20 protein-coding genes are annotated in these 24,632 nt (G+C 37.4%); 6 read left to right on the top strand and 14 right to left on the bottom strand.

All coding sequences use genetic code 11. From position 1 onward, the window contains the following. Positions 1–604 precede the first annotated feature (604 nt). The 7 genes from V179_RS0101955 to V179_RS0101925 form a co-directional block, all read right to left on the bottom strand. Positions 605–1,780: a sugar ABC transporter permease gene (locus tag V179_RS0101955; protein ID WP_028390033.1), complete on the bottom strand. Its 1,176-nt coding sequence runs from the start codon at positions 1,778–1,780 to the stop codon at positions 605–607. Positions 1,781–1,791: 11 nt separating this feature from the next. Next, on the bottom strand, positions 1,792–3,312 hold the full coding sequence (locus V179_RS0101950; RefSeq protein WP_028390032.1) for a sugar ABC transporter ATP-binding protein: 1,521 nt from the start codon (positions 3,310–3,312) through the stop codon (positions 1,792–1,794). Between the two features lie 99 nt (positions 3,313–3,411). Continuing rightward, on the bottom strand, positions 3,412–4,557 hold the full coding sequence (locus tag V179_RS0101945; RefSeq protein WP_028390031.1) for a sugar ABC transporter substrate-binding protein: 1,146 nt from the start codon (positions 4,555–4,557) through the stop codon (positions 3,412–3,414). A gap of 559 nt (positions 4,558–5,116) precedes the next feature. Further along, a complete protein-coding gene (locus V179_RS0101940; protein ID WP_028390030.1) occupies positions 5,117–6,220 on the bottom strand; it encodes a sugar ABC transporter substrate-binding protein in 1,104 nt (367 codons plus the stop codon). Positions 6,221–6,244: 24 nt separating this feature from the next. Then, the gene (locus V179_RS0101935) at positions 6,245–7,786 is read right to left on the bottom strand and encodes a response regulator transcription factor (RefSeq protein WP_028390029.1); all 1,542 of its coding nucleotides are present in this window, start codon (positions 7,784–7,786) and stop codon (positions 6,245–6,247) included. Between the two features lie 5 nt (positions 7,787–7,791). Continuing rightward, positions 7,792–9,228, bottom strand: a complete 1,437-nt coding sequence (locus V179_RS0101930; protein ID WP_028390028.1) for a sensor histidine kinase — start codon at positions 9,226–9,228, stop codon at positions 7,792–7,794. Further along, positions 9,225–10,202 carry a substrate-binding domain-containing protein gene (locus V179_RS0101925; protein ID WP_028390027.1) on the bottom strand — a complete coding sequence of 326 codons (978 nt, stop codon included), beginning with the start codon at positions 10,200–10,202 and terminating at the stop codon, positions 9,225–9,227. The genes V179_RS0101930 and V179_RS0101925 overlap by 4 nt, the downstream gene beginning before the upstream one ends. A gap of 380 nt (positions 10,203–10,582) precedes the next feature. Between V179_RS0101925 and V179_RS0101920 the strand changes: the two genes are divergently transcribed. From V179_RS0101920 to V179_RS0101905, 4 genes are all read left to right on the top strand, one after another. Continuing rightward, positions 10,583–11,239, top strand: coding sequence for a GntR family transcriptional regulator (locus V179_RS0101920; RefSeq protein WP_028390026.1), 657 nt, complete (start codon positions 10,583–10,585; stop codon positions 11,237–11,239). Between the two features lie 73 nt (positions 11,240–11,312). Beyond that, positions 11,313–12,452: a mandelate racemase/muconate lactonizing enzyme family protein gene (locus V179_RS26845; protein ID WP_161632333.1), complete on the top strand. Its 1,140-nt coding sequence runs from the start codon at positions 11,313–11,315 to the stop codon at positions 12,450–12,452. Positions 12,453–12,611: 159 nt separating this feature from the next. Further along, entirely contained in the window at positions 12,612–13,727 is a 1,116-nt protein-coding gene (locus tag V179_RS0101910) for a mandelate racemase/muconate lactonizing enzyme family protein (protein WP_028390025.1), read from the top strand. A gap of 47 nt (positions 13,728–13,774) precedes the next feature. Further along, positions 13,775–15,370, top strand: coding sequence for a BCCT family transporter (locus V179_RS0101905; protein ID WP_034300214.1), 1,596 nt, complete (start codon positions 13,775–13,777; stop codon positions 15,368–15,370). Positions 15,371–15,703: 333 nt separating this feature from the next. On the opposite strand, the gene V179_RS0101900 is transcribed toward V179_RS0101905, so the two are convergent. Next, positions 15,704–16,003, bottom strand: coding sequence for a nucleotide pyrophosphohydrolase (locus V179_RS0101900; RefSeq protein ID WP_028390023.1), 300 nt, complete (start codon positions 16,001–16,003; stop codon positions 15,704–15,706). A 275-nt stretch (positions 16,004–16,278) separates the two neighbouring features. Between V179_RS0101900 and V179_RS0101895 the strand changes: the two genes are divergently transcribed. Next, positions 16,279–16,755 (top strand): cell wall hydrolase, encoded by a 477-nt coding sequence (locus V179_RS0101895; RefSeq protein WP_028390022.1) that lies wholly within the window; start codon positions 16,279–16,281, stop codon positions 16,753–16,755. 23 nt (positions 16,756–16,778) lie between these two features. Then, positions 16,779–17,240 carry a spore coat protein GerQ gene (gerQ, locus tag V179_RS0101890; RefSeq protein WP_028390021.1) on the top strand — a complete coding sequence of 154 codons (462 nt, stop codon included), beginning with the start codon at positions 16,779–16,781 and terminating at the stop codon, positions 17,238–17,240. Between the two features lie 102 nt (positions 17,241–17,342). On the opposite strand, the gene V179_RS26840 is transcribed toward gerQ, so the two are convergent. The 6 genes from V179_RS26840 to V179_RS0101860 form a co-directional block, all read right to left on the bottom strand. Further along, the gene (locus V179_RS26840) at positions 17,343–18,155 is read right to left on the bottom strand and encodes an inositol monophosphatase family protein (protein ID WP_051404790.1); all 813 of its coding nucleotides are present in this window, start codon (positions 18,153–18,155) and stop codon (positions 17,343–17,345) included. Positions 18,156–18,242: 87 nt separating this feature from the next. Continuing rightward, a complete protein-coding gene (locus V179_RS0101880; protein ID WP_028390020.1) occupies positions 18,243–19,187 on the bottom strand; it encodes a ComEC/Rec2 family competence protein in 945 nt (314 codons plus the stop codon). Positions 19,188–19,210: 23 nt separating this feature from the next. Next, positions 19,211–20,305, bottom strand: a complete 1,095-nt coding sequence (locus V179_RS0101875; protein WP_028390019.1) for an ABC transporter ATP-binding protein — start codon at positions 20,303–20,305, stop codon at positions 19,211–19,213. A gap of 12 nt (positions 20,306–20,317) precedes the next feature. Then, positions 20,318–21,943 carry an ABC transporter permease gene (locus tag V179_RS0101870; protein ID WP_028390018.1) on the bottom strand — a complete coding sequence of 542 codons (1,626 nt, stop codon included), beginning with the start codon at positions 21,941–21,943 and terminating at the stop codon, positions 20,318–20,320. A gap of 180 nt (positions 21,944–22,123) precedes the next feature. After that, on the bottom strand, positions 22,124–23,221 hold the full coding sequence (locus V179_RS0101865; protein WP_028390017.1) for an ABC transporter substrate-binding protein: 1,098 nt from the start codon (positions 23,219–23,221) through the stop codon (positions 22,124–22,126). Positions 23,222–23,386: 165 nt separating this feature from the next. Further along, positions 23,387–24,100: a GntR family transcriptional regulator gene (locus tag V179_RS0101860; protein WP_051404789.1), complete on the bottom strand. Its 714-nt coding sequence runs from the start codon at positions 24,098–24,100 to the stop codon at positions 23,387–23,389. Positions 24,101–24,632 lie beyond the last annotated feature (532 nt).

The following is a 24,632-nucleotide window of genomic DNA, read 5'->3' as shown; positions in this document are numbered from 1 at the left end:
AGGTAGAAATATGAAGGTCAAACACCTTAAACTAATTGTTACGAATATCCCTAGCTTCTCAAATTTTTAGAAACTTATATTGGTAGGACGTATAAAAACAACCGAGGAAATGTTTTTGCGGTAATGCTTACCGACGATGGTTTTGTGTAACTTAAATGGATGATAAAAGGAGTCCATTATCTAAAAACTATCCATATTGGATTCATCTAGGAAATAAAGAATAAGTGAATAAGAGCAATCAACGATTGAAAGAGGATGGATTTAAAGTAGAATCCCAAAAACAACTACATCATTTTACGTGTTTCGACTTTTTTTGTCAAGTTCTGTGAGGGTGAGGTCCAACAATACCTTATGTATTCTGAGATATGTTTAGAGTGTTTTCAGATTGAGAGTTCGCTCCAGTGGCCAATTCTTCAATGGTAATCGACACTTGATCACCACCAGTTTTTACTACTTCTGAGGGTGTAAAAGCAAAGCGCTTTGCTTACCAACCTCGACAAGTCTGAAACCTCGTGGATGCTTGACATTTTTCTATAATGTGGACAATTAAAATGCCAGCTACTACATATAGCTGGCCCATTTCTCTCATTATCGATACCTGATTTTACGCTCTTTGTTTACGAGTGAAAACGTCAAAAATAACTGCTAGGGCTAACACACCACCACGAATGATATATTGAGGTGCAATTCCTACCCCCATCAAGTTCATGCCATTTGTTAACGTTGCCATAACGAGTGCCCCAATCACAGCTCCTGTTACTTTACCAACTCCACCTGCTGCAGAAACGCCACCAACGAATGCTGCTGCAATGGCATCAAGTTCGAATAAAGTACCTGCAGTGGTTGTTGCAGATTGTAATCGGGAGGTAAACAAAATACCCGATAATGCGGATAGCATCCCCATGGATCCAAATACAAGGAATGTAATTTTACTCACATTTATCCCACTAAGATGTGCTGCCTCTGGGTTACTACCTACTGCATAAATATGTCGTCCTACCACTGTCTTTGTTGTAATAAAGTGGTAAACCATTACAACAAAAAGCATAATGATAACTGTCCAAGATAATCCGTTGTAACTAGCTAAAATCCATGAAATATACCCAATAATAGCGGATACAAAAAATAACTGCAGAATAAAAATTTCTTTTGATACAACTTCAAAATTGTATTTTACTTTATTTCTTCGGTTTGAGATCGTGCTGTAAATATAGAATATAATCGCCATTGCTCCAACGATCAACGTTAATAGATGCGCACCATTAATGACCATGAGCGCTGGAATATATCCATTACCTATCGCATTAAATGCATCATTATTAACGATAATCGTCCCTGTCTTTTCTGTTGCTAGAAGAATGGCCCCTCTATAAATCAGCCATCCAGCTAATGTAGCAACGAAAGCGGGAATTCCTATTTTGGCTACTAGAAAACCTGTAATCGATCCAGCAAATAGTCCAAGAATTAATATAATTGGGATGACGATATAGACCGGCAATCCTACCTGCATAAGTAATATCGCTGCAATCGCACCAAGAAATCCAGCTAAGAAACCTATAGATAAGTCAATATGCCTAATGACAATAACGAGCATGACACCCACTGCTAAAACGGCAATATACCCAGCAGAATCTAGTAAATTACTTATATTTCTTGCAGACATAAAGAGACCATCTGTTAGAATGGAGAAGGTCACCATAATCACGATTAAAGCAATGTACATACCGTAATCACGAATATTATCCTTAATTAAATGCTTCGCTTCATTCAATAGTTTCATACAATAACCTCCTATTGCGTAGCAAGCTGCATGATTTTTTCTTGATCAGCTTCCTCAGATGACAACTCGCCTTTGATTTTTCCTTCAGCCATCACATAGATACGGTCACTCATTCCAAGGACTTCGCCAAGTTCTGAAGAAATCATCATAATACTCATACCTTGTTCGATTAATTCATTCATAACGGAATAAATTTCAAACTTAGCACCAACGTCGATTCCTCGCGTTGGTTCATCTAGAATAAGTAGTTTTGGACCGACAAATAGCCATTTACCTAATGATACTTTTTGTTGGTTGCCCCCACTCAAATTTCCAACGAGCTGTTGTAATGACGAAGCTTTAATACCTAATGAATTCTTGTAATGATCCGCAACTTTGATTTCTTCATTTTCATTAATCATTCCATTCGACGAGATTCCCATCAGGTTGGAAGCAGTGATATTGTTCTTTATATCCTGTAATAAAAACAACCCGTCTCCCTTACGATCTTCGGTAACATAGGCAATCCCTGCTTTAATGGCCTGACTCGTATGTTTAAAGTTGACGGGACGTCCGTCCACGAATAGATCACCCTGTATCTTGTACGATTTCGAGTTACCAAAAATACTAAGTGCAAGTTCTGTTCGACCTGATCCCATCAATCCTGCGATTCCAACAATTTCTCCTTTTCGCACATGTAAATCGATATCTTTAGAGACGTTGCGGCCTAATTGTGGATCATAGGCAGTCCAGTTAGTTAACTCGATAATCTTATCACCAAAAGATTTTCTCTCTCTTTTTGGGTAAATATCATCAATTTCTCGGCCAACCATATTTTTAATAATCGCTGCTTCATTAATTTCACCCTTGGAGGCGTCTAGCGTGCAAATCGTTTCTCCATCCCGGATAACAGTTGCCTTATCGGCAATGGATGTGACTTCCTTCAACTTATGGGAAATCATAATGCAAGTGATGCCCTGCTTCTTTAATTCACGTAATAATTGTAATAAGTTCTCACTATCGTCTTCATTAAGCGCTGCAGTCGGTTCGTCCAAAATAAGCAACTTTACATCTTTACTTAACGCTTTCGCAATTTCAACTAGCTGCTGTTTACCTACTCCTAAATCTTTAATTAACGTTTCCGGATTGATCTTCAGATTCACCTTATTAAGCAATTTTTTAGATTCAACAATGGTTTTGTTAAAGTCCAGTACCCCGCTATGGTTTACTTCATTGCCAATAAATATATTTTCATAAACAGGAAGATCCGGAAATAAGGCAAGCTCTTGATAAATAATAACGATCCCCGTATCAACACTGTCACTGATTTTGTTGAATTGTTGAACCTTGCCATTAAAAACGATATCTCCCTCATACGAACCATAAGGGTAAACACCGCTAAGTATTTTCATAAGTGTAGACTTACCAGCTCCATTTTCACCAACAAGGAAGTGAATTTCACCCTTTTTCACTTTAAAATTAACATTACTGAGCGCCTTGACTCCTGTAAATTCCTTCGTAATCTGTTTCATTTCCAGAATATATTCGCTCATGTTTTTCCTCCTCAACAAAAACAACTATTACAATTAAGAAATAGTGATAGATGAACGTCTACCACTATTTCTAAAACCTTGCTCTAGTTCTTTACGTTTTTATAGTCCAGTGAATTCACTCTCTTCATAGTAACCGGAGTCAATGAGTTCACTCTTCACATTCTTTTGCTCTATAACGATAACATCTGTTTGTTTTGCTGGTACCTCGATACTTCCATTATCATAAGAACCTGTTGTTTCAGGTGTTTTACCATCAAGTATGTCAACGGCCATTCCCATCGCATCCGCAACAAGTGTACGAACATCTTTAAATACTGTCATGGATTGCTTACCATCAATAATGTATTGAATAGAGGCTTTTTCCGCATCTTGACCAGTTATGACATATTTTGAAACATCAGGGTCTGAGGCAAATACATCCGCAATCGCACGAGATGTACCATCATTTGGAGCAAGAACGACAACTTCGCCTTTGAAGTCTGCCTTAGCAGCTGTTAGGTGCGTTTGAGCTTTATTTTTCGCTTCATTTGCATCCCAGTTTGTTGTTACTTGCCCAAGAATTTTACCTAATTCATCACGTGTAAGTTCTGCTTTATCTTTTAAAGCTTCTGCTGTACTTGAGTTTGCAATGACAAAAGTTCCATCCGCAATTTTTGGTTGTAATACATTCCATGCACCTTCAAAGAATAAGAAGGCATTATTGTCAGAAGCGGCCCCAGCATACAGATATAATGGGATACCTTTTTCTTCACCAGCATGATCGATTAGGTATTGTCCTTGTGCTTCTCCTACAGCAACACTGTCAAATGTTACATAATAATCGATTCCTTTTGTATCTGTAATGAGACGATCATAGGCAATCACCGTCACGCCATCTTTTTTCGCAGCTTCTACCGCAGCACCGGCTGCTGGTCCATCATGCGGCGCAATAATTAAAACATCAATCCCTTTATTAAGAAGTGTTTCTACATTTTCTTTTTCTTTAGCAGATGAACCTTGGCTAAACAAAATTTCTGTTGTATACTCAGAATCTTTTAACGCATCATGAAAACGTGTTTCGTCTTGTACCCATCTTGGTTCGTCTTTAGTAGGTAAAACAATCCCAACATTTATCTTGCCGCCTTTAGCTTTTTTCCCACTTGTTTTTCCATCCCCACTATTCGTTGAAACGTCATTACTACAGCCAACAAGAAATACCATTAGCATAGCAACGAGTAAAGCAGAAAAAAGTTTAAAATTCCTCATATTGAAACCCCTTTCTTTTCTGTGTTTTTTTAACTTCTATTTAACTATATCAACTCAACCAGTCTGTTAAAGCGCTTTCTTCTAGTAATATTTTAGTTTCATCTGTCTTTTTTTAATATTTTCATAAGATTTCCATCATGGCTGTTAATAAAAGTATGAATGAGTAGACATGTTTAAACGTGGTTATTGACTTACACTCCAAAATGATCTATAAATAAGGCTCTTTTCGTAAAGATTGTTGTTTTTAGCAAGAAACCAATTCGAACAGATGTTGATCTTCGTTACAGGTGCGAGACTCCTGCGGGAACAGCGTGTTGAGGAAGACCCCGCAAGTGCAAAGCACTGAGGAGGCTTCTGAGACCGCCTCTGCAACGGAAATCAACCCGGGTTATTAGTGTAAAAATGATTAAAAAGCAACAAAGTATGTGAAAACAGCCTTAAATAAAGAAGACCCTCATATCCATTAAAAGGATATGAAGGTCTTCTTTATTCATCCTGCCATTTAATCGATCTGAAAAGATTTTCAAATCCCCGGCGAGTTTCGACAGTTTAATTAGAGTTACTTTTCTTTATTCTTATATACTTCTTCTCGAGAATGAAACCCATCTGCAATAATTGTTTCATCGATATTGTTTTGGTCGACAGCGATAGGAGAAAGAAGGATGGCTGGCACCTCTAATTTTCCGTTGTTAACAATTCTCTCTACCTCTATTTCTTCTCCTTTAGCAAGCTTCACCGCAAGTTCAGCCGCCTGGTCAGCAAGTGCCTTTAATGGCTTATAGACCGTCATCGTTTGCAAACCTTCAACAATTCTCTGTGTTGCAGCAAGATCAGCATCCTGACCAACAACAGGTATTTTCCCTGCAAGCCCTTGTTCAGCCAAAGCTTGAATAACTTTGCCCGCGGTTGCATCATTTGCGGAAATAACAGCATCCACTTCGTTATGGTTTACTTTTAAAGCCTCTTTCATATTCGTATAGGCATTTTCAGGATACCACTCCTTTGTCCATTGGTCATAAACAACGGTGATATCGCCCTTATCAATCAGCGGTTGGAGTATGTTAAACACACCTTTTTTCAGTAAATGAGCATTGTAATCTGTTTCAGGACCACCGATATACACATACTTTCCTTTCGGGACTAATTTCGTGATCGCCTTCGCTTGAAGCTCACCTACCATTTCATTGTCGTACGATATATACAAATCAGTTTCAGAATTTCTGACTAATCGATCATAAGAAAGTACTTTAATCCCTGCTGCGTGAGCCTTTTTGACAATCATGGCTGTTGACTCGGCATTGTGGGGGACGATGACCAATATATCAATGCCTTCATTTATTAGATTTTCAGCATGTAGGATTTGTAAGGCATCATCTCCCTTTGAGGCGAATATTTTCACTTCAGCACCTAATGCTTCCACCGCTTCTTTAAATAGTTCTCGATCCCTTAACCATCTTTCCTCAGCTAACGTATCCATGGAAAAGCCAATAACGATTTTATCGTCTGGCTCTCTATTACTCGCACTGGATGCTTTATTTAAAAAGGAATCTTCGTGCATCTCTTGATGATCTACTCGACTTTTATTTTGTTGGCAGGCAGTGACAACAAGGATGAAAACAAACATAAACAATAGGAGATGTACCTTCATAAAGGTCGGTTTCATTCATTTCACACCCTTTCTATCTTGTTATGCCTTTGATCCAAGCAATGATTTTCTATATTCTGTTGGCGACGCACCGTACATTTTTTTAAAAACCTTACTGAAATAGTTGGGATCTTGATATCCAACTTCAAATGTAATTTCTTTTAAACTTTTTTCATGATTTAACATCAATTTTTTTGCCTTTTCTAATCGGCATTTCGTCAAGAAGGAGATATAATTAACACCTAACTGTTCTTTAAAAAGCTTGCTAATATAAATGGGACTTAGTTCAAATTTTTGCGCAATCCCATCTAACGAAATTTCTTTATGAGAGTGTTCGATGATGTAGTGCTTAATCTGTTTAATCGTGTCATCCTCAACCTGGTTTTGATAATCGGTATAAGACTGCCACATCTGGTTGAGTAAATGATTGGTTTCCGTACGTAATTGCCTGAAATCTTTTATTTGATAAGAATAAAGAGGAGTATCTGGTTCAACTCCTATTTCATTTAATACCCGAGAGGCAATCCAAAGTAGCTCTAAAACACGTTGCTGTGTTTCTAAAAGATGAACTCCCTTTTTCTCAAAAAACTCGATTAATTCAGATATCTCTTTCATAATTTCCTGCCATTGTCCATTGCGAATCTGATCAAATAATTTATTTTCTAATTTTTTTGATTGATAACCATCTATCCTTGAGTCAGCCAATGGTATATCTGAATAAAAACGATATTTAACAGGAAGGGAGCTATCCTTCGTAGCAATCAGCGATTCCTGATAGGATTGTCGTACTGTGTCCAAGGAATAGCAAACGCTTCCAATTCCGATGAACCAGCCTGCCTTATCCTCCGTATTAGATGCAGATAAAATATTCTTTGCTAGAGTAATAGCTTGGGAGCGAAAAGAATAACTATGTTGCCTAAACACGATAATGGGAATTTGGCGTCCATATAATGTACCCACCCACGCACTTCCTGTCTTTCTAACCCTTTGTTTAATTTCTGCATACAAGCTCTCAGAATCCTGCGGCAGTAAAATAATCATGACAAACTTTTCACTTGTCATCGGAGTATGCAACATCTCCACTAACTCATCCAAATGGACTTCGTGCACGTGATCGAATAATAACTGTGTAACCACATCCGTTTCTACGATGGTTAAGGCTTTTTGCAATACGTTCTTCTGAAGGATACGCTCTTGTCGCGACTTTTTTTCTTCATCAATTTGACTAATTACTTTACGAACCGTTTGTACAACTTCACTCGCTTTACTCGGTTTAAGAAGATAGTCCTTCACCCCTAGCTTTAGCGCTGCTTTTGCATAGTCGAATTCGGCATATGCAGTAATCATGATAAATTTAATATTGGGGTTTTTTATATTTATTTTCTGTACGGCTTCAAGTCCGCTCATTCCCGGCATCTTAATATCCATTAATACCAAATCAGGCATAAATGACTCTGCCTTCTCAATTGCCTTTTTTCCGTTATTTGCTTCTTCTATCTCCATTTCTGGAAAGCCCTTTAATAATATTGCTTTTAAGCCTTCCCTTACAATCTGCTCATCATCGACAATTAGAAGCCGCTTCATCTCCTTCACCCCTCGTTGTTTTTTGGTATTTTTAATATAACCTTTGTGCCAATTCCAACTTTGCTTTCTATTTCAAATACGTCATTACAGCTGTAAAACAAACTTAATCGCTTCACCACATTATTTATACCGATTCCTGTGAAATGACCTCCCACTTCTTTCGAATTCATATGGAGTATTTGTTTTACTTTCTCTTCTGTCATCCCTGGTCCATTATCTTCTATCTCTATTCTCACGTAATCAACTTCATTTTTAACACGGAAATATATACTTCCACCATTCTCATCTGGTTCAACTGCATAAATAACGGCATTTTCCACAATAGGCTGCAAGGTTAAACGCGGAATTTTTATGTCCAAACACGATTCATCCACCTCTAGGTGAAAATGAAGCCGATCTGTAAACCTTGCATGTTGAATATCGATATATTTCTTAAGAACTTGTACTTCTTCAAATAATGCAGCGGAATTTTCCAGATTATTAAGGTTATATCGCAAAAGTCCCGCAACACTCACTAAGAGATCACTTGTTTCTTCAGATCCTTCTAAATAAGCCTTTTTCGATAGTATGTCTAGTGTGTTATAAAGGAAATGAGGATTAATCTGACTTTGCAGACTACGAAGCTGACTTTCTTGTAATAATAGCTTACTTTCTTGAAGCTCATGTTCTAGTTGGGCCTTCTGTTTTATTTCAGATAAATAGTTATTGATATTGATACGCATTTTATCAAACATTTTAGCGAGAAATGAGATTTCATCATTAGAGTCCACCTCTATTTTTAAATCAAAACGCCCTAATGATAACTCATGTGCCGCTTGCGTCAGCTGATTGACCGGTCTTGTAATTCTTTTCGCAAACCAATGAGCTAATAACAGGACCACAAACGTAATCAGCAGTAATAACCAGATTCCAAGCATTCTCAATTCTCCCGAACTGTCAATGATACTGCGATAGAAACGATCATATGTTTTGAGTTCCATGTCAATTAAGGTTAGCGTCATTTCAGATATATATTTCGAAATACGACTCGCTTCAGAAAAGGCACTCAAGTAATCTTCCGTTTGTTGCCCCGTACGAGCCAAGACGGATTGAGTGGTTATTTCAACAAGACTGTCAATTAAGTTTTCATAGTTTGTCAACGCATAATCATTGTCGACGTTTCTGAATTTTGAAACTCTTTCTTTTGTTCTTAGAATCTGATTCTTATTGAGATTGAGCTCTTTTAAATTAGATTCGGATGGTTCAATTAAGTAGTTATTAAGAGCGGCCACAATTTGCTGGCTTTCACTTGTCACTTCGTTCATGATTAAATATCGTTCTAATATTTCGTTGTACTGGTTTTGCATTTTTTGATTATAGTAGGTAAGTGAAGTCCAAATAGCTACCATAATAAACAGAACAGCGATGACGAGCACTAATATTTTTTTCTGTATACTGTTCATCTTACATTCGACGCCTTTACAACTTGAATATCCGTTAGATATCCATTTAAATCGAGTGGCACTTTCTCATTATTAAGCCATTTTAAAATCAGTTCCACACTCTTCGTTCCCATCTCTTCTGGGGACTGCTCAATGATTCCATTAATTTTCCCCTGATTCAGTAATGATATCGATTCATAATCATCATCACATGAATAAATATAATAACGCTCAATTTGTGATCTGCTTTCAATCTCTTGTACCATAGCAGCCAGTATATCCGCATTAATGGCAATAAAAGCATCTATATTCGGATTTTGGTTTAATACGTCTTTCGTTGTTGCCATGACTTGTTCCCTCGCATCTTGCATCTCTATAACAACGATTTGGATATTCGGATATTCTTTTAGTGCATCTTTAATTCCTTCCATTCGCTGTTTTTGAAAATATTGATATTGTTTGTCAATCATGATCGCTACTTCTCCTGCAGTTCCCATATCAGCGAGCAACTGTTCACCAATCATTTTTCCAGCTAAGTATTGATCTGAGCCAACATATGACTTTCTAAGACTATCCCCCATAGGAACATCGTTTGCGACAGTAATAATGGGTATTCCATAAGAAGCAGCTTTTATTTTTGTAAGGGCTTTAAATTCATCGGTGTCTAATCCCTGGACGATAATACCATCCACTTGCGAATAGATAGCGATTTCAATTTTCTTTAAAAAGTCCTCTCTATTGTTACCATAGCTTCCCCAAACTTCAAGACTAGCTGATTCCTTCTTTGCCTGTTCCATTGCAGCATTTGCTACCTTGTCCCAAAAAGGAGTCTCCAGCTCCTGTGTGATTAATACAAGCCGATGCTTCGTATTCACTTGTTCTGTTGCCCGAGGCAACTCCCAATCTGATTTAAACACTTTACTTCCAGATACGACCGTGAAATAAAAAAGGACGACACTAACGAAGCTAAGATTAATGATGACTAATTTACGCAAGGATGTACCATCCTTTCCTCCCATAACTTTATATTCATTTTAGCATAATTAACCAAAAAGATACTGGACAATTGAATGAATGATTGATGGTATTTCAAAACCAAAAAAGCGCCAAAGACAACGAATTGTACTTTGGTGCTTGAATAGAGACTAAATAAGTGGAACTAAATATTGTAGTCGATTCAGATACACACTTTACATCTGGAGTGTAGACAATGTGAACAAACAGATTTATGCAACACAAAAGACACTGATAAATAGTGTAAGGTATCTTTTATTATCAGAAAAGTATTTACAATTCGGATTTGTTAAAATATAATGACTATGAAATTAGATTGTCGACAATCAGACAAAGTATAGAAAGGAGAATCAACAAATAAATGAGTGCTAACTTTTCAAAAAACTCGTTAAAACACCAAATTGCTCAGCAAATTAAAAAGTTGATCTTTGAAGGTGAATTGGAACAAGGTGAAAAAATTACGGAGTTGCAAGTGGCACAGAATTTAGGAGTTAGTCGAACTTCCGTGCGAGAAGCAATGCTTCTTTTGGAGTTGGAAGGTTTGCTTATATCTGAACCGTATAAGGATACAAGAGTAACGACCATCTCACAAGAAGAAGTGCTGGAATTGTTAATTCCAATGCGTCTTCATATCGAAATTTATGCTTTAAAAAAGGGGTTTCCAATTTGGGACGAAGAAATAAAAGAGCAATTTAAACTGATTCTTGCAAATATGAGAAAAGCAATACGGTATGAAGATTTATCAACTTTCATCGAGTTAGATATCCAATTGCATGAGTTGATCGTCATGTCTTCTCAACTTGAAAATGTGATTCGAATTTGGGAAAGCATTGTCCACAGAATTAGACTTCATTTTTTATACCAAAATAGGAAATCGGGTACCTTAGAAAAATGGCTTGTCGATCATGAGGAGTTGGTAGATATTCTCATTAACGGAAATTCCGTAGAAGAAGCTGTGAAAACATTGAGAAAGCACATTGTTGATACGAACATTCCAGAGGTCTATTTATTAGACTAGAAAATCATTTTATTGAAAGGGGGAATGCGCTAACTCTAACATGCCAAAAATGAAAAGGGGTGTCGAATTGATAATGACGAAACTACAGATTGCTAAAATAGAAGTATTTGTTGTAGCTGGAGCAGATGCAAAATACAAAACATCATCCCATTATTCTGATCTTACAATCACAAATACGATTGTAAGAATACAAACAAGCGATGGCTATGAAGGATATGGAGGGGCAATATCTTGGACGGAAGAAGGCATGGATAAAAGTCTGGCAGAATCCATCCGTCATCTGATCCCATTCTTAATCGGAAAATCAGCATTACAAAGGGAAGAAATTTATGCATTAATGGCAAGCCGATGTGTCCAATTGACACCGCAAGCTCAGTCACCGATTGATATCGCTCTATGGGATTTGGTTTCTAAATATGCGGAAATGCCGCTGTATCAGATGTTAGGTGGTGCAAGGGATAAAATTCTTTCCTATGCGAGCACACCATTTTTACCAAGTATTAAAGACTATATCGAACACGTTCACGAATTAAAAGAGCAAGGGTATAAAGTGATTAAATTTCATACATGGTGCACGTTTGAAGAAGATATGGCTTTGGTAAAGGCTATTCATGAAGTGTTTAAGGATTCAGATCTTAAATTTATGCTAGATGTGGAATCGGCCTATACAAGAGAAGAAGCTTTGAAGGCTGCGAGGATTCTGGAAAAGTACGATTATATTTGGTTTGAGGCTCCATTACCTGACACGGATTTGGAAGGTTATAAAGATCTGAGATCTCGCGCTGACATTCCAATTATTGCGGCTGGAAATACTTTGCTTCGTTTAAATCAAATTGAACAAGGAATTCAAAATGGTTGTTGGTCAAGCGTACGTGTAGATGCCACTCTGGCAGGAGGAATCACACAAACTAAAAAAATAATGGGGATTGCCGAAACCAATTCGATGACAGTTGAACTCCAATCATGGGGGTACACTTTGTCACAAGCTGCCAATTTACATTTGATGTTAGCCTGTAACAATAGTATGTATTTTGAGCAAGCCGTTCCAGTTGAGCCGTTAGAATTTGGCGCACTCACTACAATTAGAACTGACCAAGACGGTTTTGTACATGCTCCAAAAGGAAATGGATTAGGTATTGAAATGGATTGGGAATTGATTGAAAAATCTGCGGTACTAAAGTTATCTTTTGACGGAACAGGTTGGTCAGAATAAAAACAGAATCCACATTAAAATAGATGGGGGCAACCATTCATACTTTAAGGGACTCTGCAACATGTATTATAGCACATTAAATATTGAATCGATTCAAATATTGCAAAATTTGGATACTGATAAAGTTCTGACTATTTTTATATAAAAGGAAGTTAACTGATGAAAATAACAGATATAGAAGTAATTACACTGAGGGTTCCACCAATCGATCAAGCTTGTGAGTGGGGAGAAGATGCGTTTATTGTTCGAGTGATTACAGACAATGGTTTTGTTGGAATTGGTGAAAGCGATACATCTCCATTAGTAGCAAAAGCAATCATAGAAGCACCGAACTCCAATCTATACTGCTCGGGATTAAAGACACTGTTACTAGGTGAAAACCCGTTAGAAATTCAAAAACTATGGGATAAAATGTATTGGTCTTCGAATTATTTAGGGAGACGTGGAGCAGGAATCCATGCGATGAGTGCGATCGATATTGCATTATGGGATATCGCTTCTCAATATTATCAAGTACCTATCTATATGTTATTAGGTGGAAAGTATCGAGAGAAAATCCGTGCATATGGTACGTTTATCCCCGCGGATACTCCCGAGGAAAATAAAATAATTGCTCGCAAACTAAAAGAAAAAGGTTTTACAAGCTTGAAATTCGGTGGTGGAATCTTAGGTGATGATCCCCGTGCCGATTTTGAAATAATTAAAGCGGTTAGAGAAGAATTAGGCGAAGACTTCGAACTGCAAATTGATTTAGCTTCTAAGTGGAAATCTTATAGTCATTCAGCACATATGTTTAAAAAAGTTGAGCCCTTTCATTTAAATTGGATTGAAGAACCCGTATTAGCTGATGATATGAAAGGTTATCGCAAATTAGCGCAATTGTCCGTAGCGAAACTTGCTGGTGGAGAATCATTGACTACAAGATATGAATTTGATGATTTTATTAAACAAGCTCAACCAGATATTATTCAACCAGATATTACTCGTTGTGGTGGAATAAGTGAGATGCGCATCATTAATAATATTGCTGAAATGAATGGAATCAAATTAATCCCACACGGATTTAGCACAGGCATTCTTTTAGCAGCTACCGTTCAATTTCTAGCGGCAACAAAAAATGGAGATTTAATGGAATACTCGCAAAGTACAAGCCCCTTATTTACTAAACTGGTGAAAAATTTAATTCCAATTGAAAGCGGTTACGTAAAAGTTCCAGATACAATTGGACTAGGCGTGGAGCTGGATGAAACCCTACTAGAATTATATAGAGTTTAAATCAATTGAATAGCGTGTAGATGATTATAAGAGAATGGGGAATAGTTATGACAAAAAAAGTCGATAAATTATTAATCTCTTTAAGTGTTGCGCTCGTACTTGTTGTCGTTGGAATCTTGTATTTTCAACCCACCCAATCACAAATTGTTGCAAGTAATATCTTCAATAAAATGACAGAATGGTTTGGTTCTGGTGCACTATTATTCACATTTTTTGGTGTCTTACTTCTTGCCTTTGTGGCAATGAGTAAATATGGCAGGATTCGTTTAGGGAATACCAAACCAGAGTATTCATCTTTTAAATGGATTTCGATGATGATTTCCTGTGGGCTCGGATCAGCTACTGTCTATTGGGCATTTATCGAGTGGGCTTATTATATTGGAACACCGGGACTTGGCATTGAGCCCAATTCTCAAAGAGCATACGAAATGGCATTACCTTACAATATGTTCCACTGGGGTATCAGCGCATGGACCCTATATGCATTAGTGGGAGTACCAATTTGCTACCACTACTATGTTCGGAAAAATCAAGGGCTTAGTTTAAGTTCGATTATTAGTTCCATAACGGGAATTAAGCAAAATGGGATAGTTGGTCGCATTGTTGATATTATGTTTATCTTTATTTGCTTTGGAGGTTTAAGTATCACGTTAGGAGTTTCCGTTCCATTGGTCAACACCGTATTAAGTACGGTGCTTGGAATTGAACCATCATTTATGATGAACATTGTATTAATCCTTATAATTTCCATCGTATATTCATTGAGTTCTTACATTGGATTACAAAAAGGAATGGCACGAATTGCAAATATGACGACAAAGTTAGCGATTGCTTTATGTATTGGCATTCTCATCACAGGACCTACCTTTTTTATCATCGCGAATAGTACGAATGCTTTTGGTTTAATGCTACAGAATTTTGTACAAATGAGTTTATTTACTGACCCAATCGGTAAAACCGGATTCCCTCAATCATGGACAATCTTTTACTGGTTATATTGGATCACATATGCACCTTTCACTGGAATTTTTATCGCAAAAGTTTCAAAAGGTCGAACACTCCGTTCAGTTATAATGAATACTTTAATTAGCGGTAGTGTTGGATGTTTCTTCTTCTTTGGTGTTATTGGTAGTTTAACGATCGATCGTCAATTGTCTGGAATGGTTGATGTTGTGGGGATGCTAGGAGCTGGTCAGGATAATAGTGCGATTATTGAAGTGCTGCAAACATTACCTTTAAGCAGTATTTTTATGATTCTATTTTGTGTTGTCTCGGTTTTATTCCTTGCAACTACTTTGGATGGTGCTGCATTTACAATGGCCTCCACTGCAACTCCGAAATTAAAGGAGAACGAAGATCCGCATCCGATGCACCGTCTATTCTGGTGTGTGATGCTAGCTTTAGTTCCATTAACAATGATTTTTATCGGAGCGGATTTAAATACGATTAAGACAAGTGCGATTATAACTGGTGTTCCAATCATCTTTATCATGATTATCATGATTATTGGATGGATGAAATGGATGATTAAAGATTTCGGCCATGTTCCGGCCGACAAAATTGAAGAAGTATGTGCTGCTGAAATTAGTAAGTCGGGAGCAGGAGAATTAAAAAAAGAAATAAACAAAGGTACCAGTTTATAAGACGATTTACTATTTAGTCAGCACCTGCGTTCGACTTTTTAAGAACATATAACATTCTTAGAGAAGGAAAAACTGCTCAAGGCCGATAATCTCTCGCCTTTTTGAGCAGTTTCTTTTATTAAGTGCCAGTCACACATTCATTTCTAAATTAGTAGCGTAAGCCCGTAGTCAAACAACGTATATAAACACGCAGCATCCCCTTGGTACGATATCTGTATCAATTTTTAAAGGAGGTCTTTTTCTAATGGCAAAAAAAAATAACCCTGATAGTAAAAAATCTTTACCGTTCACTTCCTCGTAATCCCCTTTAACACGCATTTGCCTATTACCTTACTACTCTTTATTTACTGGATATTTTAGAGCATTCTTCTCCATTTTCTTAAATGCTTCCTCTTCCAAATCTACATTCATTTTTTCCGCTAACTGAAGAAGATATATAAATACATCCGCCATCTCTTCTTTAATATTCTGTATAGATTCAGCGACCGCTTCTTCACTATTTCTCCATTGGAAATTTTCTAATAGTTCATTTGCTTCTAATGATATAGAAATAGCTAAATCCTTTTCATTGTGATAAGGGGCCCATCCTCGCTCATCTCTAAACTCCATAATTTTTTGCATAATATCTTTCATTTATATCCCTCCTAGTTTGATTTGTAGTTGTAAATATATTCTATTTTATCATTTGTTCTAATCTTCTGCTTATCAAAAAAAGAGATACCAATAAGTATCTCCCTAATTCGGTATATTATTAATTTCACCTTATCACACACTATTAGTTACTTTTATTTAGACTTTTCTCCTGTAGTTTGAATAGCGAATGAAATCTAAGTATTTGGGCTGATAGGCAAGTTACCAAAACCAGCTTCAGGTAATAAGTTATCTGTATAAGCCAAAGGAGTGAGAAAATGGGTAGACGAATAAAACATACTTCACGTGACGTGGAGGAATTAGCAAGGCTCATGCTGGCGGAAGCGAGCGGTGAAGGAGTTCAAGGGATGAACATGGTGGGAACGGTTGTAGCCAATCGAGTCGAAGCTGACTGTGCTCCTGACTTCAAAGGGTTGCGCAATATCAGGCATGCGATCTATCAAACCATACCCGGAACTAGTGTTCCTCACTTTGAGCCTGTCTTAAATGGATCATTGTATACACAACGCCCCGACGAAGCTGACCTCCAGAGGGCTAGGAATTTGTTACAAGGTCATAGGGAACCTCGTTCAAGAATGAATTTGTGGTTTTTTAACCCCAGTCCGGGGAAAAAGTTCCGAGCTCCTTGTACCGAAACGATGCCAAGATCACCCATGACGAAGTTCGACTTTTCGCACAAGAACCATTGCTTCTATGTTGCGGTACCGGGCTATTGCCCAGAGTTTTATGGATAAATTAAAAAGGAGCTGATCTTCTCATGACTTGTGGAGATTCTAGTTATAATCCAATAAATTATTATCCTGGTTATTATCCAGATTCCATGCGAGGTAGTGGCGCACAACAACCTGCCGGCTACCCAACGAATATGCCATCTGGACCCGCGTATAGTGTCCCAGTGGTTCCTATCGGGACTGGACAGCAATTTGCTGGGGGCGCGATTGAAGAATCATTTATCGAAAATATCCTACGCTTCAACAAAGGTAAGGTAGGTACATTCTACTTTACTTATCAAGGTAACAGCAAATGGAATGCTATGGTTTACCACGGACGGATAGAAACAGCTGGTCGTGACCACCTCATCATCAGCGACCCTTCCACCGGTAAACGCTATCTGTTGATGATGGCAAATCTCGACTGGGTGGAATTCGATGAACAAATTAACTATCCTTATCCGAAAATTAGTCCAGCTGTCGAGGCGACCCTGACGACATCGGACTGAGTTTATAGAACGCTTAAAACCCGCTTACTTCTTTTTGGAAAATGAGCGGGTTTTTAGTTCTGACCACATATAGAATGCAGGAGTTTAAACTTTATGTGTTCCTCAGTTGAGTAATGACACTAACGCTTCTTGTATCCTTGTATTCGATGCAACTAATGTATGATCACCTAATCGAAAAGCATTGCCTTCACGATTCGTGACTGTTCCACCTGCTTCTTTGAGAATAATGATTCCAGCTGCGACGTCCCATGGATGTAGTCCATCATGAAAGAAACCAGTAAGTTTCCCAGTAGCTACCATACATAAATCAAGGCTTGCAGCACCAATAATTCTGACACTCCTTGCTTTTCCAACAATATTTTCCATGTGTTTCATTCCATCAGAATTGGACTTCCAATCGTAAGCAGGAAATCCTGTCGCCAGCAAGGATTCGCTTATTTCTTTTTCCGATCCAACATGTATCCGTTCCCCGTTCAAAAAGGCGCCACCATTGATTTGGGCCGAGTATAAGTCCTTTGTCAAAGGATTATACACGACACCACAAACAGGAAAACCGTCCTTCACAATACCGACAGAAATTGCAAAGTAAGGAATTCGGTGAATAAAATTCGTAGTTCCATCAATTGGATCAATAATCCACCCATATCCTTCAGAAGATTGGCTCAATCCCCCTTTAGTTCCTTGGGCATTATCTTCTTCAGATAATATCCAGTGATCTGGGTAGTCTTCACGAATTAATCCACACAGATATTCCTCGATTATCACATCAACCTCGGTTACAAGATCCGATTGATTTATTTTTTCTTTCATATCAATGGGTTTTCTCATAAGATCAATCAACAATTCTCCAGCATTTTTAACATGTGTAATTGCTGAATGTAATAATGTATGAACGGTTTCATCTATTTGATTCATATACTTCCCTCTTTTCTGTGGAAAATGGGCGGAGCTTCGCATATTGACCTCCGCACTGCCACCTCTTAGGTGATACAATTTGATTAGTTAATAACCTATTTGAACGTTCAATGTTTCTCCTTCAAATAGCTGAAAAGAATCTCCATTTTGTATACTTCCAGTTAGATAAAAAGGGGCATCCGTTAGTAAACGAAGTTCATCCCAGTGAGGGAGTAGAAAGGCAGATCGATCTGCACTAATCGGAATCACACAACACTCTGGTTGAATAAGTTCGAGTACCTCTTTCGTAAAAGCATCTTCCATTCCATGGTGAGACACTTTCCAAATTAAACTTTTCAATGGTGTGCGTGAAGATAATAGTTTCCATCCTTCCTCCAGCTGGTCACCACCGAATAGAATATTTTCTGTTGGATTTGAATCTGCTGATAGTCGATACACAGAGCTGTCATCATTTGACTCTTTAAAAAAACGTTCCAAATCAGCAATTTCTTTATTCGAAATTGATTCTTGTCCCTCCAAGAATTCCTGGAGAGTATCGTATGCAGGCAGTGGATCACCTATCCAAGGATACATATGAGTTAAGACAAATCCGTCTTCGGACCAGACGATGGACTTTTCCTGGGCTCCATATTCACTTCGCCATTTTATTTTTGTCCCTTGCTTTTCTAATAACGAAATAAATGTTAAATAACTTTTCAACATATTGAATACTCGTAGTGCTGTTTCATTTCCGCTAAATTTGACCTCATCAAGATTAGCCAGGTTAAAAGGTTGATAAGGAAGAATCACTGCATCTACCTTCTTACATTTCACAATGTCTACTAAACCATTAAGATGGTCTTCATGAATATGCGTAAGAATCATCCAATCCAACTGATCAATCCCGTTTCTTTCCATCCAATTCAAAGGATGATCTTGTTCAGCTGATAGAGCTCCATCTCCCCCATCAATTAACGTAATCAAACCAGACGGTAACTGAATAATATGAGAATCTCCCCATCCCACATTTAGAAATTGAACATTTGCCTTCATATTTTCAGTCTCCTATTCTACCGTTATTTCAACCTCTTTTTTATAAGATGTACTTTTGATTGATCCAACGTCAGGGTGATTTGCCCTTCAAGAGGCCCAGATATTTTCGGATTAAAATCGTCAACGATCCATTGCATCGAACCCGCTTCTACCCAATACCGAATCGTCCTTCCAAGAAAGCTGCTTTTCACGATGTTCCCTTTTACTCCGTTCGATCGATTACGTTGAATGTCTACTTCTGCTGAAATAGAAATACATTCTGGTCGAATAACAAGTGTCACTTCATCACCCATTTTTACTGCATAATCTTTCTGGGGAACACGGATGATGGTATCATTACATTTCACCATAATAAATGGATCATTTAATTCGATGACTTTACCTTCAACAAAATTAGTAGTCCCTACAAAATCTGCTACAAACTTTGTTTTTGGCTTAAAGTAGATATCCATAGGGGTACCTACCTGACAAATCTGTCCTTTATTAAACACGGCTATTTGATCGGAGATTGACAAGGCCTCGTCCTGATCATGCGTTACGAATATGGCAGTAAACCCAAACCGCTTCTGTAACGCTCGTAACTCATCCCGGACTTCAACCCTCATTTTCGCATCTAAATTACTCAAAGGCTCATCCATTAATAATACGTTCTTGCCCATCACTAACGCTCTGGCAAATGCGACCCTTTGTTGTTGTCCACCACTCAATTCTTTCGGAAATCTATTCTCCATCCCGATCAATCCAAACATTTTCAGCATCGAATCGACTCGGTCTTGGATTTCCTTTTTAGGTGTTTTTTTCAGTTTTAGACCATAAGCTATATTCTCGAAAACATTCAAATGTGGAAAGAGTGCATACTCTTGAAATACAAGTGGTGTATCACGCTTATATGCAGGGAGTTCATTTATTTTTTTCTCTTCAAAATAGATGTTTCCATCATCCGGCTCATAAAATCCAGCGATTAAACGGAGGAGTGTTGTTTTTCCACAACCACTCGGTCCTAAAAACGTTAGAAAACTACCTTTTGGTATATCTAACGAGATATTGTCAATCGCTAAATAGTTTCCAAAAGTTTTAGATAAATTTTCAATTTTTATGATGATTTCTTCCGTATTCATAGGAGCCTCCACTTAATAATCGTTAGCATTTCTTTTATTTCTAAAAAATAGTTGCGATATTCCTAAGACAGCAAAAGCAATGGAAATAAGGACAACCGTAAATGACGATGCTTTGCCCCACTCACCATTTGAAACAAGACCAAGAATAGACACCGTACCAACAGATGTTTTTGCAGAATAGATGAATACAATAACACTCAAGCATGTAACCGATCTTAAAAACGTCACAACCATTCCTGAAATAAATGGTCCTTTTAATAGAGGCAGCAAGATATGACGAAACGTTTTTAGATTATTGGCACCTAAATTTTGTGAAGCCTCTTCTAAGGAACTACTTATCTGTTGCAGCCCAGCTAATAGCGTGCTATAAAATGTAGGTACATTCCATATCGTTAAAGCAATGACCATAATCATTGCTGTTCCTGTCAACATAAGTGGTTCAGCATTAAACGCAATCGCAAACCCTAATCCAAGGAAGACTCCTGGAACGGCACCTGGAAGTACGGACAGAAAATCTAAAAAGCGATTCATCCCCATCTTCTTTCTTTGTACAATGAACGCTAGTGGGAAAGCCAATACTCCAGCCAAAATCGATGAAAGAACGGCAAATTGAATACTATTCGTCAGCTCTTTCCCTTTTGAAAATACATAATCTAAATTTGAGAAAGTTAAAGACCAGTTATAGCCCCATGTTGTTGTAAAAGCTCCGTAAAATAAAACACCATATACCAACAAAACAATAACAGTAATAAACATACAAAAAGAAAAAAGAGTCCATTTTATATAGGATGGTATTGGATAATGACTTGAATATGATTCTTTTCCTGTTACTGTCGTATATGATTGTTTTCCAACCCACTGCCTATTCAATAAAAATAAACCTAATGCAGGGATTAAGAGAGTGGTCGATAGGATAGCTGCTGAAGATAAATCAAACCAGCCAATCATTTGCATATACGCTTCAGTTGAAAGAACGGTAAAGTTACCGCCAATAACCATTGGATTACCAAAATCCGCTAATATACTCATTGCTGCAATTAACGCTCCCCCCGCGATTCCCGGTTTGCTTAGTGGAAGGACAATGTTTTTAAATACTTGCCAGTGTGTGGAACCCATATTGTAAGCAGCATATTCCTGACTTGGCGAACTCTTTTTTAATACTCCATAGATCACTGCATAGGCATATGGAAAAAATGTAATCGTTTGTACTAGCCAAAGACCATGCCAGCCATACACATCAACATTCAAATTTAACAATTGTTTGGAGATAATCCCTTGTCTTCCAAACAGCAGAATATAGGACATTCCCACAATAAACGGCGGCGAAACAATCGGAAGGATCGTGATAAATTTGAACAACCCTTTACATGGAATTTCTAATCTAGCAATTGTGTAGGCAAAAATAAATGCAACAAATGTACAAGACAGAGTAGAAATCATCGTCATCATCAATGAATGAATCGCTGCTTGGGACCATCGTGAATTTGTAAATAGTTCAGAGAAATTTTCCAATTGAGCAAAACTAACGACTTTTAGAATGGGCCAAATGACAAACGTAGAGATGATCAATAATAGTAATCCAATCGTTAGGTAAAACAGTAAATTTCTTGTTACATTTTTCAAGATAGTAGTAGTCAAACTGCACACACCCTTTAGTCAAAAATGGAAGGGACTACCCCCTAACGAAAGAGTGCCCCTCCATATCTATTTTTTTATCCCGCCTTAACGGGCAGTAAGACCCCCACCTCATGATTTCTCAGAAACAAATGAAGATAGGTGAGGGATGAAGCCTCCTCCCCTACTAATGGAAGTTTCACTTTATTGACCAATCATCTCTGTAAATTGCTTTACTACATCTTCTTTCATTTCAGCCGCTTTTGTACGGTCGTAATCCACAAGTTTCACATCATCAACAGGAATCATCCCTTGTGGAGGCGCAACATCTGATCTTACAGAGTAGCGGTTAGAAAGTTGCGTATTCATTTCTCCTACTTCTTTTGTAAGTAGCCAGTCGATGAATTTCTTCGCATTTTCTGTATTTTCTCCACCTTTAATAATTCCAGCTCCACCAATTTCGAAAGCAGTTTCTTCTGGAACAATGACTTCAATTGGATAGCCTTGTTTAGCGGATTTAACAATATCATGTGCCCAAGACATACCTGCAGCAAATTCACCTGTTGCAATTAAATTAATCGGGTCAACCGCTCCTGCTGTATAATGATGAACATTGTTATTTAGGCCTTGTAAATATTCCCATCCTTTTTCCTCACCAAGTCGGAATAACTGGGTAGCTGCGAAAATATATCCTCCACCAGCTGTAGCAGGATTGGAAGAAAGGAATAATCCTTTATAATTAGCGTCTAGTAAATCATCCCAAGTTTTTGGCATTTCCAAGCCTTTTGGTGATAGTTCTTCTTCAAATCTTTCTTTGTTTACTACAATTCCAAGTACCCCCATGTACCAGCCTTGCCAATACCCATTTGGATCGTTAAACTTGTCATCAATTTCAGCAGCATTGGGTGATGTATATTTCTCTAAAATCCCTTGTTCACCAAGAGGTTGATAGAATTCTACAGATCCACCTACCATGATATCTGCTTGTGGATGATCCTTTTCAGCTTGTACTCTTGTACTTGCTTCACCAGCGCCTCCAAGACGAATATATTCCATATCAATACCTGTATCGGCTTCAAACTTTTTCTCAATTTCTACGATATCTTCTTCATTTAATGCAGCATAAACAACTAAACGATCAGTAGCTGGTTCTTCTGTTTTTTTTGTTTCTTCTGAAGCTGTTTCTTTGCTGCCTTCTCCAGCAACTGTTTCACTCTCTTCTCCAGTTCCACATGCAGCTAACATGAATACACACATGAACAGAATAAATAAAAACGGTAATAATTTAATATTCTTCCTCATAAATACTTCCCTCCTATTTTTTAGCTGTCTGACATCTAAAGCATAGAAGGTAATTGTAAGCCGAATATAAATTACAGATTAACTTATTGTAAACTTTTACAAAATGGAAAAGGAGGTGTCCAAAAAGTGATTTTTCAGACACCTCCTATGAAACAATCTCTAACATTAATCTCGTTTAATTGTTAATTTAAATATGCTCGTATTTATATAATCTAATGAATAGAATATCGGCTGATTGGCATCATCGAAGTGAAGTTGTTTTAATAAGATAATTTTATTTCCCAAAAGTTCAATTGCCTTTTGATCCATTTCTATAGAGGGGTCTACTGCGTAAATTTCCGTTATAGCAGAAGTTATTTTAACGTTAGCCTCTTTTTCTAAAACATCAAATATGGCTCCTGAAAATCCATCATTGAAGAGATCACCAATCATATTCTGTGGAAAAATATTATAATAAAAAGCTACTTTATTTCCATCTGCCGTTCTCGTCCGCTCTAGTATCGTGACTTGTTCCGTCTCTTCTAAGCGCAATTTTATTTTCCATTCTTCTTCTGGATTCATTTGATAGATTTTTATATCGGTTTCTCCTGCCTCATACCCAACATTTCGAATCATCTGGCCAGTACTTTGTAATTTATTTAAAGGATTTTCTATATGGTTAAGTTTATTGTTCACATATGTACCTACGCCGTTTTTACTGATGAGTAAGCCTTCCTTTTGTAACATCTTTATAGCTTCTCGTAATGTGGATCTGCTGACATTAAACTTTTTTGCAAGCATCGGTTCCGAATTTAGCTTTTGTCCAGGTAATAGCTCCTTGTTTTTGATACTTCTTTCAATCTCTTCTTTGACTTGTATGTATCGAAGCTTTTTCGCCATATTTTTATTCCCCTTTAAAATATATTCCAATCAAATTTATGTTGTCTCAGTGAGCTACTCGTAAGTTCTTACAAAATACGGAAGGAATTTTTTGTTAAAACTATCGACTTTGACATACAATTTCAAGCCTTTCTCCCTCCTATTATAAGCGGAAATTCATACCGATGCTTGCCTCCCGATAATTCGAACAGACATAATGGATCTCTCTTTAGGTATTTGAACACAATGTTCTTGTGCGTATGTCGTCATTCAAATATTAGAGATGCAGAATTGAACAAGGAGCCAAGTATACTATCTATTTATTGACTTAACACTTATACTAAGCAAAATTAGAAGATTATTCATAGGTAAGATTATACTTTATTTGCACGATCAATCAGGCCTCCACTAAAAGGTTACTCTATCATTTTCACCATATGAGAAATGAAAAATCTGAATAATACAACTTTTCTAAATCTTAATATAGAGTTTATACTACGTTTATATTTATCCAATATCCTAAATAATAGCTGTCTGACATCACTATTTAATA

The sequence above is a fragment of the Bacillus cihuensis genome (assembly GCF_000504145.1).
GTDB lineage: Bacteria > Bacillota > Bacilli > Bacillales > DSM-1321 > Peribacillus > Peribacillus huizhouensis.
The sequence above is the reverse complement of the archived record's forward strand: the minus strand, read 5'-3'. Positions and strand labels throughout refer to the sequence as shown.